Raw genomic sequence first — 17,132 nt, forward strand, 5'->3', positions numbered from 1 at the left:
AATAAAGACTGAACTGTATTACGCTATTAACTGCTCAGAGGAGTATGTTGTTGCTCATTTTGTATCCGCCATAATTTGGCATAGAGACCATTTGCCAACAGCAAAGTCTGATGATTACCTTGCTCAACTATTTCTCCTTGGCTTAATACCACAATTTGATCGGCATCGACTATGGTCGATAACCTATGAGCCACCACTAGGCTAGTGTGCCCCATAGCGACTTCCCGCAGTGCCGACAAAATAGCTTGCTCGGAGCGACTATCGAGTGAAGATGTCGCCTCATCAAACACCAGCACGGGCGAGCCCTTCAAAATGGCCCTTGCTATCGCGACCCGCTGTTTTTCTCCGCCAGATAGCTTTAAGCCGCGCTCACCCACCTTTGTGTCCCAACCAAGGGCAAGTGATGCAATAAATTGCTCTAAGTGCGCCAGTTTAATCGCGTTACGCACCTCTTCATCCGTCGCGCTCGGGCGACCATAACGTATGTTTTCGACTAATGAATCGTTAAACAACACGGTATCCTGCGGCACTATGGCGATGGCACGCCGCAGCGCATCTTGCGTGAGATGGCGGATATCTTGTCCATCGATTTTAATCGCACCTTGGTCCACATCGTAAAATCGAAATAGCAGTTTAATCAGGGTCGATTTACCTGCGCCACTATCACCTACAACAGCCACCTTTTTACCGGCTTCAACCTTAAAGCTCACGTCCCGCAGAATTTGCCGCTCATCGTAGCTGAAATTAACATTTTCAAATATCAACTCACCCTTAGTGGGTTGAAAATCGAGTGCTTGGGGTAAGTCGACTATCATAGGATGTTTATCGAGCAGGCTAAACATGCGCTCAATATTGGCTAACGCGCCGCGAATTTCGCGATATACAAAACCTAAAAAGTTAAGGGGTAAAAAGAGCTGCATCATAAACGCATTAATCAACACAAAATCACCTAAGGTCATATCGCCATAGGTAACTCGGTAAGCCGCCAGCGCCATCATAGCAGTCATAGCCAAAGCGATAATCACAGCTTGTCCACCATTGAGCGCAAACAAAGATAAACGATTCTTACGCTTAGCTATCTCCCACTGTTCAAGCGCTTGGTCATAGCGCTGCGACTCATACTTTTCATTATTAAAATACTTTACCGTTTCATAGTTCAGCAAGCTGTCGATAGCGCGGGTATTCGATAACGAGTCAGCCTTGGCCGCATCACGTACATACTCAGTACGCCATTCGGTCGCGACCACAGAAAAAATAATATAAGCCAACACAGCAATAAAGGTGATTGCCGCAAACGCAATGCCGTAGTTATAAAAGAAAATGCCAATCACCATGACAATTTCGAGCAAGGTCGGCACTATGTTGAACACCATAAAACGCATGAGGAAACTCACGCCGCTGGTGCCGCGTTCAATATCGCGGGATAGGCCGCCGGTTTTGCGCTCTAGATGAAAATCGAGGTCAAGTCGGTGTAAATGGTCGAATACCGCTAAGCCTAAACGGCGGATCGCCCGCTCGGTTACGCGGCCAAACAAGGTATCGCGGATCTCCCCCGTAATCGCCGTCAGTAAACGAATCGCACCATAGGCCAACACTAATCCTACGGGCACACTGAGGGCTTGCGCGGTTTTATCGGCATCTAAGGTGTCGACCAAATGCTTTAAAATAAAAGGTAGAGCCACGCTGGTCAGCTTAGCGATGATGAGGCATGACATCGCCAGCGCAATACGGCCTTTGTATTCCAATAAGTAAGGCCAAAGCAGTTTCATGACGTGCCAGTTTAATTTATCGACTGGACCTTCAAAATATAACGTTGGGCGCATAGGACATAACCTTGAATGAGTTATGCCAATTGTAACAGTTCACACCGGACATAAGCTAAGCGAAACTAGCAAAGTCTGAATAAAATCAATCAGATTTTCCTGACAGACAAATAGACTTATTCACGACATACTCATCTGCTATTTTGATTGTATTTAAAGCCAAAACATCATACTTACGCATTACACTGGCGTATTCACAATAAATGAATTTATACTGATTTGTGTTCAGGCATGTACCGTTTTACTTAACCTCAGAGCCGTATGTAAGAGGATAAGAGTGCAATAGAAGAAGGCTTGGCACAAAGTTGCTGCTGTTGATTATTTTTGCCGTTTTGCCCAAAATGCCATGGAGGCGGTTATACAAATCAATAGAATTTGTTAACCTCTACGCGCTAGATTTTGCGATTCATACGCCCAAGTTCTAGCGAGAATATTAAGATAAACAAATTAAATTAAGATCAAAGGAAGCTTTATGTTGGATTCCGCTAAAGTTCAATACCCGCCATTACCACTGATCCAAACTTGGGTGTGGATGATGATCGAATCAGGCAATCCAGAGATACAAGATAAAGGTAGAAACAACCTTATTGCCGCCTTTGGTAGCTTAGCCAAAGCAAATGAATACATTGTTGAAATAAGCAATAAATAGATAAAACAAAGGCGCCGGGATAGCGCCTTTGTTTTTACTTAACCCACAATCGTTAACGGCTAACTCAGGTATAGTTGCGATTTATGTTCGCTCGAGCAGACAATTAAACCTGACGGCGTTCGATAATGCTTTGATTCAAAATGGCTAACAGACGCTCGGTATCATCCCAACCAATACACGCATCGGTAATACTCTGCCCATAGCATAAATCTTGACCTTCAATAAGATCTTGACGACCTTCCACTAAATGGCTTTCTACCATAACACCAAAAATAGCAGTATTTCCCGCCGCCACTTGTCCAGCAACATCTTCAGCAACCACTAACTGACGTTGATACTCTTTACTACTATTCGCATGGCTAAAGTCGATCATGATGTTGTCGGCAAGCTTTGCTTTTAACAATTGCTGGCTAATCTCAGTGACATGCGGCGCGCTATAATTGGGCTCGCGGCCACCCCGTAAAATAATGTGGCAATCAGGATTGCCCTTAGTCGAAACGATCGCAGAATGGCCCAACTTAGTCACAGATAAAAAATGGTGTGGTGCATTGGCAGCACCTATCGCATCAATAGCAACTTTAATCGTGCCATCAGTACCATTTTTAAAACCGACCGGACAAGAAAGACCCGAGGCTAACTCTCTGTGTACTTGAGATTCTGTCGTACGGGCACCAATGGCTCCCCAGCACATTAAATCAGCCATATATTGTGGGGTGATCATGTCAAGAAACTCACCCGCGGTTGGCATACCGCTGTCGTTCAAATCCACTAATAATTTACGGGCGGTGCGTAAACCATCATTGAGTTTAAAGCTATTATCCATGTAAGGATCGTTAATCAGCCCCTTCCAACCCACTGTGGTTCTTGGTTTTTCAAAATACACTCGCATCACAATTTCGAGTTGATCTTTATAACGTTCACGCAGTGAGACCAAACGCTGTCCATATTCCAACGCAGCTTTGGGATCGTGGATAGAACAAGGGCCAATCACCACTAATAGACGATCATCAGACTTAGCCAGAATATTATGGATACTATTACGCGCATTAAACACAGTCGCAGAGGCTTTTTCGGAAGCAGGAAATCGTTCAAGAATCGCGATAGGTGGAAGTAACTCTTTTACTTCTTTAATGCGAACGTCATCATTTTGGTAATACATAATTTTACTGCTCCAACGCTGGTGTTTTAGGCTATTTCTATCGCTGCGATAAGGGATCTCAACTGCAATACTGGGTTCAATTTATCGAGTCTCAAGCGCCAATGCAACCAAGTTGTCTCCATTTCAAAAAATCAAATATAACTTATTGTTTTAATATATTTAAAAAAAATAAAAATTCAAATATGCCAGCTAACTCACGGCCTTGATGAACAAAATCGAATATGGCGGATAAAAAGGAATAAACATATTTGCTGCAAGTGTATTTAGGTGCCCTATGTTAGCAAGCAAAGATGTTTACCCGTAATAAGCATAATTGATGGCCAGCTCTCTATAGAAAAGAGCGGGCAAATGCTAATGCTGTAACATGACTTGTAACTTGCTCTGATAGCGTTGACGCTCTGACTCATCTCGACTCAAAGCCAAGGCTTTATCCATATTCAGTTTGGCACACTTTTCGTCCCCCAGCGCCCAGTAGGTTTTAGATAAACCGAAGAAGAACTCATGACGATAATCCGCTTTTGCCAACGCCCTTTGATACCAAGCCAAGGCCTCGTCGTATTGATGCTCATCATAGGCTTGCTGCCCCATGTCATAGTAATAATAGGGATTACGTATTCGCGCTAATTCAAGCACTTTATTAATTTCGGCCCATTCATCAAGCCGCCCCTGCTCCCCTAAAATCAAGGCTAAGTTATAAAGCGTTGTCAGATTTTTCGCATCAAACTTGAGTGCATAGCGATAAACCTGTTCAGCCCGCTTTTCATCACCTTTATGCCGGTAAATAATGGCGAGCGTGTTGAGTGAAGGCACAAACTGGCCGACTTTTAAACCCGCTTTAATCAAGGCATAGGCCCTGTCTAAATCACCGTTCACCAAAGACTCTGCCGCCATGTTGTTGTAAAACATACTGATTAAGGTCTGCCGATCCACTTGGGTTTTACCGTATCCCCGTAGAGCTCGCTCCGGCATAAAGTCCACTAAAACTGCGGTAGATGACACATAAACTGAATGTGCGTTTTCAGGTGGAAGTAAGCGTAAATTCACATGCCCATTGATTAAATAGAAATCACCTTGCTTATCCCATACCGGTTCTATCGCAATATCTTGATACTCAGCACTCACATTCAATATGTCCGCTAACGCAGAAGTCATGACCACTAAAGACATGCAATTACCCGCCCTTTGGGCATAGGTTTCACGGGCAATTTGGGTCAGATTATCTTGATATCGAAAATCAATGTTAGCGCTATTGGTTTGACTCGCATTGATATAACTAGCTAACCATTCATTGGCTAAAATGTTGTTATTGTGTGACAAAGTGTATATCCCATAGCGACGTTTTACGTCTGTCACGACCTCGGGTGGCAGATAAAAAATATCCGCAACAGAAGGAATATCGGCCACAGGGGTAAACAGTGAATCGGCAAGTAACGACTCAAGATCCGACGGATTAGGCTCAATGGTCGTCGAGCTACAAGCAAACAATTGACTGAATACAACGCTCAAGATCGTACTCAAGTATACGGCTCGGAATAGTTTCGACATACGTCCTCCCACACCATTAGCTCCTATTTGAGCTTATTACAAATGGCGAAAAAGACGACATAAAATGGTTACAAAAAATGATAATCGCGATCGATTGAAAATAATCGCAAATAATTTAACGAATTAACTATTGCGAAGGTCGGTCAACTTCTATGTATAACTCACGCTGCTGATAATCATACGGCCGATAGTTATGCTCCCCACAGGTAAAATGTCGATAGGGTTTCATGACCGTAACGCAACCTGAGGGTAAAGCCTGCAAAATTTGGATTTGCTGCTGGCGACGAAGCGACTCCTGCCATTCAAAATCCTTGAGCACTTGATCACGCACAGCAAAGGCATCGACAGGCTCACTTGAGCGATTAACGATCACTTCTCCTGCAAAGGCAGAAACCGATATCCAGCCAGAAATGACGATAAGACTTAGTCGCGAAAATTGACCTATTGTTTTTATATTCAAGCTCATAGAACACTCCTTAATTTATACAAGAAAACAGAATTGCTCAGTAATTAAGCTTACGACCCAGTGCTTAAACTTCAATCACATTGATTACCCATAAAAAAGCAGAGCCTAGGCTCTGCTTCACTATCCCTCGATCCAAGCTAAGCATCAAGGTGAATCACGCGTTAATGTGCAAGTTTAATCAGCCCGCATTTTTGACCGTAACAAACTCAGGATAGGCATCAATACCGCAGTCAGAAGCATCCATACCGTTGTATTCTTCTTCCTCAGTAACACGGATCCCCATGGTTATCTTAATCACATACCAGACTGCAAATGATGAGCAGAATACCCAAGTGAAAATGATCGCTGCCCCCATCAACTGTCCGGTAAGAGTTGCATTGGCATTGGATAATGGCACACACATTAAACCAAGGAAACCAGCCACACCGTGTACTGAAATCGCACCAACGGGATCGTCGATCTTAATGCGATCTAAGCCCACAATCGAGAACACCACCACGCCGCCCGCCACTAAACCAATCACACCCGCCATTAACAATGAAGGCGAGAGAGGATCGGCCGTAATCGCCACTAATCCAGCCAAAATACCGTTAAGGATCATGGTCAAATCCGCTTTACCCCAAATCATCTTACACACGATAAGAGCTGAGATAGCACCAAAAGCCGCTGCAGTATTAGTATTCACAAACACTTTCGCCACTGAGCTTGCATTCGCCGCATCCGACACCATTAATTGCGATCCGCCGTTAAAGCCAAACCAGCCCATCCACAGAATAAACATACCTAAGGTTGCCATTGGCAAGTTAGAGCCTGGAATAGGATTCACTTGACCATTAGGCCCGTATTTACCCTTACGCGCACCGAGTAATATTACGCCAGCAATCGCCGCGGTCGCCCCCGTCATATGCACAATACCGCTACCGGCAAAGTCTACAAAGCCCAGTTTAGCGATAAAACCTTGGCCCCAAGTCCAATAACCTTCTACTGGATAGATAACCGCTGTCATCACCACAGAAAAGAACAAGAAAGCCCACAACTTCATCCGTTCCGCCACTGCACCAGAAACAATTGACATCGCCGTTGCCACAAATACAACTTGGAAGAAGAAGTCAGATTCTAATGCATGGCTCGCATCTGCTGATTGCGAACCAATTAAGGTGCCAATTGACGGTAACCAGCCACCTTCAGTGTTATCCACATACATGATGTTATAGCCAACCAACAGATACATCACACAGGCAATCGCGTACAGCACAACGTTCTTAGTTAAAATTTCAGTGGTATTTTTAGAGCGAACTAAACCCGCTTCTAACATAGCGAATCCCGCCGCCATCCACATGACTAAAGCGCCAGAAATCAAAAAGTAAAAGGTATCGAGTGCAAAGCGTAGTTCAGTGACTGTGCCGCCTAATTTCGTTAATTCTTCCATTGTCAGCCCCTTATAGCGCTTCAGTATCAAGTTCACCCGTACGGATACGGATAGCATGTTCTAAATCAACGACGAAGATCTTACCGTCACCAATTTTCCCCGTATGGGCCGCAGTGGTAATCGCCTCAATCAACATGTCGAGATTTTCAGCCTTAGTGGCAATTTCTAGTTTTACTTTTGGCAAAAAATCCACCTGATACTCGGCGCCGCGATACAACTCTGTATGCCCTTTCTGACGGCCAAAACCTTTCACTTCGGTCACCGTCATGCCCTCAATACCAATTCCGGCGATAGCTTCACGGACATCATCCAACTTAAACGGCTTGATGATAGCGCTGACTAGTTTCATCCTGACCTCCAAAAAAACGCGATTGTTATTAACTTGTATCAAAGGTAATTCAATCATTAGGCCAACAATTTAATCTATTGATTATTATTGGTTTAAATTATTTAACACTATTTTTTAAGGTTAAAAATGCACCATAATCGAGCACTAACTGGTGCGATGCACTCTTTTAGTGAGCAGTTTAAGTGCGGCAGCTATTCGACCTTAGGCCTATTGGTAACAAGGTTAAATTAGGGTCTACTGGGGGAAGCGTAAATCGAGATGAAATCTGAGCATCACAACACAAGCTCTTAAACAAAAGCGAAGATCATCACTAAGACAATCATCAAGCGCAGAAGGAAGGCCCGATGTTAAAACCAGAAGAATGTGTTCTCGTTATCGTCGATGTGCAAGGAAAACTTGCACAAATCATGGATAACAGTGACAAGCTGCATCAACAACTACAGACCTTAATCCAAGGCGCACAATTATTTGAAATTCCAATACTGTGGTTAGAACAGCTACCCGATAAACTCGGAGCAACTAGCCCTGAGCTGCAAACTTTACTTGCGAAAACCAGCTCACCCATTGCCAAGCAGCATTTTAGCGGCTGGCACTGTGACGCGTTTGCAAAGGCATTAACTAAGACGAATCGCAAACACGTCATACTGGCGGGTATTGAAACCCATGTGTGTGTTTACCAAACCTGTTGTGACCTTATCGAACAGCAATATTCGGTGCATCTCGTCGCAGATGGCGTCTCGTCACGCAGTGCCGATAATAAAAAACTGGGTATTCAGATGATGACGGCCAGAGGCGCCTTATTAACTAACGTGGAATCGCTATTATTTGAATTACAACATCAAGCCCAAGGCGAGCGCTTTAGGGCATTATTAAAACTGATCAAATAGCGACTTAGCCCGTGGTATTTCTTCAGCCAGCATGACCAACGCCTGACATTACTCGATATTTTTTTCCATAAAAAAGCCCCCGCTGAGTCAGCGAGGGCTTTTATTTACATGAGGGGTTAGCTCATATTGAAAACTCAACCGCGATTGATTAAAACCTACTTATAAGTGGCTTCGCGTTTTTTCGCTTCTTCATCCCACTTAGGTAACATGTCTTTCTTGAATGCTTCTTTCTCTGCATTCATCTTATCCATATCCATACCTAAGGCTGCTTGTGCCTTAGCTTTGGTAGAGATATCAGGAATAGCGATTGGATCTGTGATGCCTTTTTTACCGAGTAATTGCGCTAACTTAACACGAGCATCAGCAGCTTTACTTACCGAAGTTCCCAGAATACGCAATGCTTCATCAGGTGCGTGAGCTGCAACACCATGGGAAGCAATCGCTAAATCCCAACGCCATTGTGAGTGGCGAATATCTGTCAGTATGGGTTTCATTTCTTCTTCAGTTGCGCCAGCTTTCCACGCAGCCTCTGCTTCAAAGTGTGCTTTGACTAATTGCTCTTCCGCTTTCAACTTCATTTCTTTGACTTTGGCTTTACGCTCATTAGTCACGCCAACCAAAAACTCTTTAGTCTGGCTATGGCAAGTTGCACAGGTTTCTTCAAAACGGTCGAATGGATTGCCCACTTTATGATCGGTAAACTTCTTACCTTCAGCACTGGTCACTTTTGGCATGTGACAGTCAACGCAACTCACATTATTCATGCCGTGAATACCCATTTTCCACGTTTCATACTCTGGATGCTGGGCTTTTAACATTGGTGTCTTAGAAAGGGCGTGTGTCCAATCAGAAAATTGGATTGAGTCATAGTAGACTTCCATTTTTTCAACTGTTGTACCCATATCCCAAGGGAATTTAACAAAATTCTTTTTGTCGTCAGTTTTCTCAAAATAATACTCAACGTGGCACTGAGCACATACCATTGATTCTTTATCTTGTTTAGACGCTTTGCTAAAAGGTGTACCTATAGCTTCAAAAGCACGGTCTGCATAAGGGCGTGAAATACGTAACTTTGGAGAGCTTTTTTCATGGCAATCACCACAACCAATGGTATTTGTCACTTCAGGGCCACCCTTTGACCACTTACCTTTGAAGTAACCATCTTCGCCTTGCTCTTCAATCAAGCGAGGTACATCAGGGCTCTTACAACTCCAACATGCCATCGGCATAGGACCATCTTCCGCATTAGCGGGTGCACCTGTACGTAGCGTGTTGCGCACGTCAGTTACCGCATACATGTGGCCGCGTGGTGCATTATAATCTTTAGCAAAACCATAACCCGCCCATAAGATCACCATATTAGGATCTTGTGCAAGTGCATCCACTAGTTCTTCACTTTTAGCGGTATCATGCCAGCTACTGTATTGATTCTTAAATTTATCTTTATAAACTTCGTTGCGAGGCTCTGTTTTATCACTCGCCATTGCGCCCGCTGCCATGAAGCTGGCGGCAACCAGTGCACTCAGTGCAAAGGACTTACCTGTCATCTTCTTCATCATCTCATCTCCGTGTTGCATTATTGTTGTAAATCACGACATCTCCATGGTCAAACTTAGTGATTTAACCCTGCTAAAAATATACCTCTTAGGGGGTATCTAGGTTGAAGTTTGCGCTAGATCAAAATGTAAAGGTGTTGTTGTTCACATTTCTATACTTTTGTTAATGTATTACATTATTTTCTAATGTAAAAACCACTGCAAAGTGCCATAACAGCGGCCATCAAAATGAACAGCGGATTAATGAAACGAGGTAGTCTCACCTCAAAAATCTTAGGATTAATGTTAGTACTTATTCTGCTCTCTAGTAGTTTATCGACTTTTGCTATCATCAATTTGTCCTACAGCTTAGGCGACGCCAAGGCGATTAATGCCTCAGGGTCGCTGAGGATGCAAAGCTATCGGTTAATGTTTTACGCCAACTCAGGCAGTGAGGCCGCACAGGATAAAATTACCGAATTCGAAAATACGCTCTATTCCGACACATTAAAGCCCTCGGAAAGTTGGTTTAGTCCACCAGAAATTGCCGCTCAATATCAGCTTGTCATCGATAAATGGCTGGTGATGAAACACTACATAGAACAAGAAAACTCCCGCGATTATGTCGCCTCACTGAAGGACTTTGTTGATACCATTGATTTACTGGTGCTTGAGATGGAGCACTACGCCGCCTTTAAACTCAGGCTCCTTGCCGCCAGCCAAATATTAGGCTTAGGCGTCATGCTCATTATCGCTTTTGTGGCCGTGCGTTTTACAAAGAAGAAAGTGGTGATCCCACTGCAAAAACTGATGGAGTCGGCGAATACCATTTCTAAAGGTAATTTTGAAATTGAAATGCCCGAGACCGAATACATTGAACTTACAGCGCTGACCCATGCCCTACAAAAAACGGCTAAGGAACTCGCGACGCTTTATGGCAACTTAGAATCGCAGGTAGCAGAAAAAACCTTAGCGCTGACAAGGGCCAACAACGAGCTGGCATTCTTATATGATAACCTACTGACATTAAACGCAAATAAACTCGATTACAAGGCTCTCAAGGCGGCGCTGAATCAGTTAAAAGGCTATGAATCACTCGACTACCTAAGACTCATCATTCAATACCCAGAGCAAGAGTTAGAAGTGATTGAGGCCGATGGTGGTTGGCCAGATATGACTCAAGAGAGCACCCGTTTCCCACTGCAATTTGAGCAGGCTAATTTAGGCTATTTAGAGTTAATTGCCGACCAAACACCCAATATCGCCTTGTTTAACAATTTCGCAATTATGTTGACGCGCTCAATCGTGATCCACAATGCCACAGAGCAAAGACAGCAACTGGCGCTAATGGAGGAACGTGGCGTAATTGCCCGAGAGCTGCACGACTCTTTAGGTCAAGTGCTATCTTTCCTAAAAATCCAAATTAGCTTATTACGCAAAAACTTAGATTGCAGTTGCCGCAGTCCAATCGTTGAGGCGCAGCTAACCGAAATCAACGAAGGTGTAAGCACTGCCTACGTGCAGCTCAGGGAGTTACTATCCACCTTTAGGCTCACAATTAAAGAGCCCGATCTAAAAAGTGCTTTAGAGGCTATGCTTGAGCAACTCAGGACAAAGACGAATATAAAGATAACCTTAGACTATAAACTTGCGCCACAATGGCTAGAGGCAAAGCAACACATCCACATACTGCAGATCACGCGAGAAGCGACGTTAAACGCCATCAAACATGCTGAGGCAAGCCTCATTAACATCCATTGCTATAAGGATGACGAGGGTATGGTCAATATTGATGTTTGTGATAACGGCATAGGTATTGGACATTTAAAAGAACGAGATCAACATTTTGGCATAGGTATAATGCATGAACGAGCCAGTAAGCTTTCAGGTAAAGTCGTGTTCAGCGACAATGATTTAAAGAGATTTAAACCTGCTATGGCAACCACGACTGAGCAAGGATGCAATGCACAAGACGACGCACTCAACCCTAACAGCCCATTAAACCTTATGCAGCACAGCAAGGGGTCAAGTGGCACTAGAGTGACGCTTATTTTCCCATCTCAACAGGAGCCTTCAAATGGGTAAACCTTATTCAGTACTAGTGGTCGATGACCATCCCCTCTTGCGCAAAGGCATCTGCCAGCTCATCGCTTCAGATCCTGACTTCAGCCTATTTGGCGAAGCCGGTAGTGGTTTAGACGCATTAACCGCAGTGGTCACCGATGAACCCGACATCATATTGCTCGATCTGAATATGAAAGGCATGACAGGCCTAGATACCCTCAACGCCATGCGCCAAGAAGGTGTTACCTCACGCATAGTAATTCTCACCGTTTCAGATGCAAAACAGGATGTTATCCGTTTACTTCGCGCTGGAGCCGACGGCTATTTGCTCAAAGATACTGAGCCAGATTTGCTGCTCGAAAAACTCAAAAATGCCATGCTTGGCCACAGGGTGATCAGCGATGAAGTAGAGGAATACCTTTACGAACTTAAAGATGCGACCGATGAACAAGAATGGATTTCAAGCCTGACCCCAAGGGAGTTGCAAATTCTACAGCAACTGGCGGAAGGCTTAAGTAATCGCATGATTTCAGAGCATTTACACATTAGTGAAGGCACAGTTAAAGTGCACGTGAAAAACCTACTGCGTAAAGCCAATGCTAAATCGAGAACCGAAATGGCGGTGCGCTACCTAAATAATTAAAGATACGAAAATAAGCTTGGTATCGCGCAAACAATAAAGGCAATCCCATGATTGCCTTTATGTTTTTATCAAATAGAGATTAAATAAATGATTACAAACCTTTCTCAATAAATTGCTGCCAACTCAATAGCGCCTGCTCAAAATCCTCAAGGCCACAATAAGCTTCTGACTCAGCATCATAGAGTGACATAGCCTCTTCTAATTCATATTCTTGCTCAAAGCCTAAGGTATTGGCAAAGACTCGCGCCTGTTCACGCTCTAACTCTAAGGTAAAATCATTACCAACAAGACGCCATGAACCTCGTTTATCGGCTTGAATTTCTTTTATCACACCCAACACTTGCTGAATTTTAGCTAACTCAGTCCCTAATTCTTCCGTAAACCATTGCCCAAGCACTTCATGATCCATGCTAAAGCTAGCCAAAAAAGTGCCAGTTAAACTGTTACGCCGAAATTCGTATTCCATTTTATTGTCTCTTTGATCTAAGCCTACTAATGCTAATTTTAACCTATCCTTGGCTAAGTTGCTTGCATCACTCAGCACATCAAATTTATGTCAATTAACGTTTACCTCATGTCGTTAAGCATAAGTACTGACTTCATTTTCATGACAAAATCAGTTAGTTTGTTTGGATGATTTTGAAAGTTAAATGGAATGCGATATGCACGAAGGGTTTATCTACAGTTTAGTGCTAAGCGGCGCCCAAGCGGGTTCCACCTTGAGCCTAGAACAGATCGAAAAATGGGATCCTCAGGATGGCCTACTCTGGTTACACCTTCGCTATCGCAATAAAAAGGCACGCCACTGGATACTCAATAGCGGTCTGCCTAAGGTCGAAAGTGATGCCCTACTCGCCCAAGACACTCGTCCCCGCGCTGTGATAACAGGTGAAGGCATATTACTCGCGTTACGCGGCGTCAACCTCAACCCCAATTCAGCTCCCGAAGACATGGTGGCCGTGCGTATCTATGCCGATAAACAGCGGATCATATCCACCTGCGATCGCGAGTTACAGTCGGTCAAAGATGTCGCCGAGCTGATCCTTGAGGGAAATGGGCCTACAACTACGGGGGACTTTATCGTCGCAATCTGCGAACGACTGACCAATCGTAAAGTCGAGTTTATTGATAAATTAGAAGAACAGCTCTCTGATTTAGAAGAACTAGTCGTCTCAGGCAATGTGAAAGACTTACGTACCGATATCGCCGAACTGCGCCGTCAAACTGTAGCCATTCGCCGCTATTTAGCCCCACAGCGCGAAGCATTCTCGAAAATGATTTCCGAGCAATTCAGCCTATTTAAAGATACCGAACGACTCAAGCTGAGGGAAACAAACGATAAACTTATCCGCACCATTGAAGATCTCGATGCCCTGCGCGATAGGGCTAATGTAACTCAAGAAGAATTACTCAGTCAGCAATCGGAGCAACTCAACAAACGCTTATATTTCTTATCCTTAGTGTCAGCAATCTTCTTACCGTTGGGCTTTTTAACAGGCTTACTTGGGGTCAATATTGGCGGGATACCGGGCGCGGACAACACTTGGGCCTTCGCCACCTTCTGCGGCATATTAATCTCACTCGTCGCCCTGCAAATGGCGCTGTTTTATCGATTTAAGTGGTTATAGCCACCTTAAAACAACAAAGCCAATCGATTAGGATTGGCGTTGTTTTCGTTCATTCTTATAAGCTGAATGTTATGAGCTAATGCTTATGCTCTAAGCGGGCGATTATGTCGTTGGCAACTCAAACACATGAGTCATGACTTTATAAAGCTCTGTTCCTTGGTGCACAGACGCCGAAGCAAAGTGCAAAATCGGCACGCAGTCCTGCGGTAAACTGACCGTTTTTAGCTCATCCGCCGTACCGTATAAATCCATACGCAGTAAATTCACTAAGGGCTGTCCCGCTGCCAGTGGTTCACCCACAGGCGCGAGGTATTCCACTAAGCCAGCGCTTGGCGCGTGATACTTTTTATAGTCCTTAAGGTAACAACCAAAGCGCGGCATTTTAGCGGGCGCAACGGTTTCAGCGATCACGCCTCGGTGGCTTAAATATGCCAAAATCCCTTGTGCATCAACCAGTGCATCCTCAAGACAGACGCGCTCTTGGCTCGCCAATTCCAAGGTTAACGCTGATACTGCAACTCCTAAATCGCGCCCTTGAGATTTTGCAAAATCACTCAATTGCCACCAAGGACAAAACGCCGCCTCATCCATGGCGCCACCAAAGGCATTGGGGATAATGAGCGTATAAGGGATCGACAAAAACTGCGCAGCAGCTAAGTCATATTCAGGACAATACAAGTGCTTACAAGACTTAGGACCGGTGTGCAGATCGAGCACTATATCCGCGCCATGGGCCATAATCTGCAGGTTAACCGCGAGCCTATGGCCAGTAGTAATGCCCCATTCATGACGCAATTTTTGCTGACAAGCTTCAACCAAAGTACTGCGATAGGCTTGGATCAGCTCGCTATCACTCAGCTTGGCATGTTCGCTATACCAAATCGGCAAATCGATAACATGATTCAAATACTCACGATTCCAATTCGCGCCTGTAATAGGGTCAAATCGGCCAAGGGTAAACTCACCACTTTTTTGGTTGATACCGAGTGGATTCGCCAATGGCACTAAGGTGATTTCGCCGCGGATGTCACAGTGTTCAAGCTGCTTCATCAACTGATAAATCACCGCATTACCTTGTACTTCAGCACCGTGGACATTGGCCTGAATATACACTTTGGGGCCAGTCGCCTTATCGTCACTCGGCTTGAAATGGTAGATAGGCAAAGTGAGTGCTTGCCCTGCGGCAAGCTCCCCGATTTGCAGAGACGATGTTGTCGGCAACATACTAAACGCCTTCGAACAGATTTTGATGCAGCGATTTAACCACTTGCGCCGCTTCCGATTCTGCCACTAACACACACAGATTATGTGGGCTGGCACCTTGGCAAATCATCCGCACATTGTGCGGCTCTAACACTTCAAATACACGGCGACAGATACCTGGCGTCGTCGCAATACGATTACCGATAATTGCCACTAAGGCCAATCCATCTTCAACTCGCACACGACAATGCTGTGATAATTCTTGCAGCAATGCCTCACTCAACAGACCTTGACCACTCGAATCTGAACCAGTTTTATCGAGGGTTAGAGACACATTCACTTCTGATGTGGTAATCAAATCCACACTGATCTTATGTCGCGCTAATGTCGCAAAGGTTTCCGCTAAAAAGCCCTGCGCATGCAGCATTTGCAAGCTGTGAAGATTTAACAGGGTTTGATCGCGGCGCAAAGCCACAGCGCGGAATACGGGCGCATCTTCCACTTGATGACGGATCCAAGTTCCGCCCTTTTCAGGCTCTTTACTTGAACCCACAAACACTTGAATTTGCTGACGAACGGCAGGAAGAATAGTCGCTGGATGCAATACCTTGGCACCAAAGGTCGCCATCTCGGCAGCCTCATTGAAACTGATCTCGGCAATCGGAAAGGCATTGGGCGCCAAACGAGGATCCGTTGTATAAATCCCCGCGACATCGGTCCAAATCTCTACCGCTGAGGCGCGTAACGCTTCAGCTAACAGTGCAGCAGAATAATCACTACCGCCGCGACCTAACGTGGTCGTTTGACCCGATTCATCGGCACCGATAAAGCCTTGTGTCACAATCACTTGCTCCGCTAACAGTGGCTGTAGATAATCACGAGCTAAAGTCGCAATCTTTTCAACCTGAGGTTCAGCGCGGCCAAAGTGGCTGTCAGTACGTAATACTCGGCGCACATCGAAGGCACTTGAGTTGACACCTTTCTCGCGGATCACCGCCGAAAACAACGCCGAAGAACATTGCTCACCGAGGGACAACAACTCATCCATAGTCGCTTTGCTGCGTTGTGATGCGAGCGCTTCACTCAATACCGACATGCGACTCAATAATTTATCTAATGCGGCGGCCACATCGTTAGGACGACCGAGCTTATCTAAAATCGCATATTGAATTTGGGCAATTTGTTTTAATCGCTGTAATCGGCCATCGTCGTTGATCGATTCTTGGGTCAATTCCACTAGTAGATTCGTCACGCCGCTCGAAGCGCTGACCACGACTAAACGACAATGAGGATTAGCTAACACTATGTCGGCACAGCGATTCATAGCGTTATAGTCGGCGACTGAGGTGCCACCAAATTTTGCGACAACGAGGGACATTAGCGCACCTCCGTGAAACACGTAGGGCAACAAATAAATGCAGATTGAATAAGATATTGATTAACTAACATGATCACACTCCGAACTGACTTCGTTCGAAGAGCCTGGTGCTCAATGATAACGCACCCCAAAAGAAGGGAAACAGCAATCGTCACCAGAAGCTCTCCACCAATTACAGGTGACAATCGTCAGGATTCAGCCTGAGCGACCGACATAAACATGCAGCAACCATATCTATGCCTCGGCGTTAATCTCCCTCATCAGTCATCGCTGGAGTTTGTGCTCCTCTGACCGACTACCTAGTTAACGCTCCTCTTCTGTTCCTTTCCTAGGAAAGGGACGAAAAAAGTAGCAATAAACCCCTAATGAAGTCA

At 44.8% G+C, this 17,132-nt stretch carries 15 protein-coding genes and 1 riboswitch; of the genes, 5 read left to right on the forward strand and 10 right to left on the reverse strand.

From position 1 onward, the window contains the following. Positions 1 to 26 precede the first annotated feature (26 nt). Positions 27 to 1,823: an ABCB family ABC transporter ATP-binding protein/permease gene (locus tag ACHA99_RS19350; RefSeq protein ID WP_393944464.1), complete on the reverse strand. Its 1,797-nt coding sequence runs from the start codon at positions 1,821 to 1,823 to the stop codon at positions 27 to 29. Positions 1,824 to 2,295: 472 nt separating this feature from the next. Here ACHA99_RS19350 and ACHA99_RS19355 point away from each other — a divergent pair, with 472 nt between their 5' ends. Further along, positions 2,296 to 2,472, forward strand: coding sequence for a hypothetical protein (locus ACHA99_RS19355; RefSeq protein WP_105250227.1), 177 nt, complete (start codon positions 2,296 to 2,298; stop codon positions 2,470 to 2,472). 103 nt (positions 2,473 to 2,575) lie between these two features. Here ACHA99_RS19355 and aroG read toward each other — a convergent pair whose 3' ends face one another. From aroG to ACHA99_RS19380, 5 genes are all read right to left on the reverse strand, one after another. Then, entirely contained in the window at positions 2,576 to 3,631 is a 1,056-nt protein-coding gene (gene aroG, locus ACHA99_RS19360; RefSeq protein WP_105250228.1) for a 3-deoxy-7-phosphoheptulonate synthase AroG, read from the reverse strand. 351 nt (positions 3,632 to 3,982) lie between these two features. Continuing rightward, a complete protein-coding gene (locus tag ACHA99_RS19365; protein WP_393944467.1) occupies positions 3,983 to 5,176 on the reverse strand; it encodes a tetratricopeptide repeat protein in 1,194 nt (397 codons plus the stop codon). Positions 5,177 to 5,303: 127 nt separating this feature from the next. Next, positions 5,304 to 5,642 carry a hypothetical protein gene (locus ACHA99_RS19370; RefSeq protein WP_168824642.1) on the reverse strand — a complete coding sequence of 113 codons (339 nt, stop codon included), beginning with the start codon at positions 5,640 to 5,642 and terminating at the stop codon, positions 5,304 to 5,306. Positions 5,643 to 5,820: 178 nt separating this feature from the next. Next, entirely contained in the window at positions 5,821 to 7,071 is a 1,251-nt protein-coding gene (locus tag ACHA99_RS19375; protein WP_393944469.1) for an ammonium transporter, read from the reverse strand. Between the two features lie 10 nt (positions 7,072 to 7,081). After that, entirely contained in the window at positions 7,082 to 7,420 is a 339-nt protein-coding gene (locus ACHA99_RS19380; RefSeq protein WP_028761800.1) for a P-II family nitrogen regulator, read from the reverse strand. A 344-nt stretch (positions 7,421 to 7,764) separates the two neighbouring features. Between ACHA99_RS19380 and ACHA99_RS19385 the strand changes: the two genes are divergently transcribed. After that, positions 7,765 to 8,307, forward strand: a complete 543-nt coding sequence (locus tag ACHA99_RS19385; protein ID WP_168824640.1) for a hydrolase — start codon at positions 7,765 to 7,767, stop codon at positions 8,305 to 8,307. Between the two features lie 155 nt (positions 8,308 to 8,462). On the opposite strand, the gene nrfA is transcribed toward ACHA99_RS19385, so the two are convergent. Further along, on the reverse strand, positions 8,463 to 9,866 hold the full coding sequence (gene nrfA, locus ACHA99_RS19390) for an ammonia-forming nitrite reductase cytochrome c552 subunit (protein ID WP_393944472.1): 1,404 nt from the start codon (positions 9,864 to 9,866) through the stop codon (positions 8,463 to 8,465). A 225-nt stretch (positions 9,867 to 10,091) separates the two neighbouring features. Between nrfA and narQ the strand changes: the two genes are divergently transcribed. Continuing rightward, positions 10,092 to 11,927 carry a nitrate/nitrite two-component system sensor histidine kinase NarQ gene (gene narQ / locus ACHA99_RS19395; RefSeq protein ID WP_393944474.1) on the forward strand — a complete coding sequence of 612 codons (1,836 nt, stop codon included), beginning with the start codon at positions 10,092 to 10,094 and terminating at the stop codon, positions 11,925 to 11,927. Beyond that, complete coding sequence (locus ACHA99_RS19400; RefSeq protein WP_105250232.1) at positions 11,920 to 12,549, forward strand: response regulator; 630 nt, start codon at positions 11,920 to 11,922, stop codon at positions 12,547 to 12,549. The genes narQ and ACHA99_RS19400 overlap by 8 nt, the downstream gene beginning before the upstream one ends. Positions 12,550 to 12,640: 91 nt before the next feature. Here the strand turns inward: ACHA99_RS19400 and ACHA99_RS19405 are convergent, their stop codons facing one another. Beyond that, positions 12,641 to 13,015: a YacL family protein gene (locus tag ACHA99_RS19405; protein WP_105250233.1), complete on the reverse strand. Its 375-nt coding sequence runs from the start codon at positions 13,013 to 13,015 to the stop codon at positions 12,641 to 12,643. A 196-nt stretch (positions 13,016 to 13,211) separates the two neighbouring features. Here ACHA99_RS19405 and ACHA99_RS19410 point away from each other — a divergent pair, with 196 nt between their 5' ends. Next, on the forward strand, positions 13,212 to 14,177 hold the full coding sequence (locus tag ACHA99_RS19410) for a zinc transporter ZntB (RefSeq protein ID WP_131525184.1): 966 nt from the start codon (positions 13,212 to 13,214) through the stop codon (positions 14,175 to 14,177). 102 nt (positions 14,178 to 14,279) lie between these two features. On the opposite strand, the gene ACHA99_RS19415 is transcribed toward ACHA99_RS19410, so the two are convergent. Together ACHA99_RS19415 and lysC are read right to left on the reverse strand one after the other, a co-directional pair. Continuing rightward, on the reverse strand, positions 14,280 to 15,401 hold the full coding sequence (locus tag ACHA99_RS19415; RefSeq protein WP_393944477.1) for a succinylglutamate desuccinylase/aspartoacylase family protein: 1,122 nt from the start codon (positions 15,399 to 15,401) through the stop codon (positions 14,280 to 14,282). Position 15,402: 1 nt separating this feature from the next. Then, a complete protein-coding gene (lysC, locus tag ACHA99_RS19420) occupies positions 15,403 to 16,758 on the reverse strand; it encodes a lysine-sensitive aspartokinase 3 (protein ID WP_393944479.1) in 1,356 nt (451 codons plus the stop codon). Between the two features lie 150 nt (positions 16,759 to 16,908). Further along, a riboswitch (Lysine riboswitch) is annotated at positions 16,909 to 17,083 on the reverse strand. Positions 17,084 to 17,132 lie beyond the last annotated feature (49 nt).

It is taken from the genome of Shewanella sp. S23-S33, from assembly GCF_043359565.1.
Lineage (GTDB): Bacteria > Pseudomonadota > Gammaproteobacteria > Enterobacterales > Shewanellaceae > Shewanella > Shewanella oncorhynchi.

What these genes read in the sequence shown, in the direction of transcription:
- ACHA99_RS19350 (WP_393944464.1), bottom strand. Translation starts at nt 1,823, where the DNA reads ATGCGCCCAACGTTATATTTTGAAGGTCCAGTCGATAAATTAAACTGG.
- ACHA99_RS19355 (WP_105250227.1), top strand. Translation starts at nt 2,296, where the DNA reads ATGTTGGATTCCGCTAAAGTTCAATACCCGCCATTACCACTGATCCAA.
- aroG (WP_105250228.1), bottom strand. Translation starts at nt 3,631, where the DNA reads ATGTATTACCAAAATGATGACGTTCGCATTAAAGAAGTAAAAGAGTTA.
- ACHA99_RS19365 (WP_393944467.1), bottom strand. Translation starts at nt 5,176, where the DNA reads ATGTCGAAACTATTCCGAGCCGTATACTTGAGTACGATCTTGAGCGTT.
- ACHA99_RS19370 (WP_168824642.1), bottom strand. Translation starts at nt 5,642, where the DNA reads ATGAGCTTGAATATAAAAACAATAGGTCAATTTTCGCGACTAAGTCTT.
- ACHA99_RS19375 (WP_393944469.1), bottom strand. Translation starts at nt 7,071, where the DNA reads ATGGAAGAATTAACGAAATTAGGCGGCACAGTCACTGAACTACGCTTT.
- ACHA99_RS19380 (WP_028761800.1), bottom strand. Translation starts at nt 7,420, where the DNA reads ATGAAACTAGTCAGCGCTATCATCAAGCCGTTTAAGTTGGATGATGTC.
- ACHA99_RS19385 (WP_168824640.1), top strand. Translation starts at nt 7,765, where the DNA reads ATGTTAAAACCAGAAGAATGTGTTCTCGTTATCGTCGATGTGCAAGGA.
- nrfA (WP_393944472.1), bottom strand. Translation starts at nt 9,866, where the DNA reads ATGATGAAGAAGATGACAGGTAAGTCCTTTGCACTGAGTGCACTGGTT.
- narQ (WP_393944474.1), top strand. Translation starts at nt 10,092, where the DNA reads ATGAACAGCGGATTAATGAAACGAGGTAGTCTCACCTCAAAAATCTTA.
- ACHA99_RS19400 (WP_105250232.1), top strand. Translation starts at nt 11,920, where the DNA reads ATGGGTAAACCTTATTCAGTACTAGTGGTCGATGACCATCCCCTCTTG.
- ACHA99_RS19405 (WP_105250233.1), bottom strand. Translation starts at nt 13,015, where the DNA reads ATGGAATACGAATTTCGGCGTAACAGTTTAACTGGCACTTTTTTGGCT.
- ACHA99_RS19410 (WP_131525184.1), top strand. Translation starts at nt 13,212, where the DNA reads ATGCACGAAGGGTTTATCTACAGTTTAGTGCTAAGCGGCGCCCAAGCG.
- ACHA99_RS19415 (WP_393944477.1), bottom strand. Translation starts at nt 15,401, where the DNA reads ATGTTGCCGACAACATCGTCTCTGCAAATCGGGGAGCTTGCCGCAGGG.
- lysC (WP_393944479.1), bottom strand. Translation starts at nt 16,758, where the DNA reads ATGTCCCTCGTTGTCGCAAAATTTGGTGGCACCTCAGTCGCCGACTAT.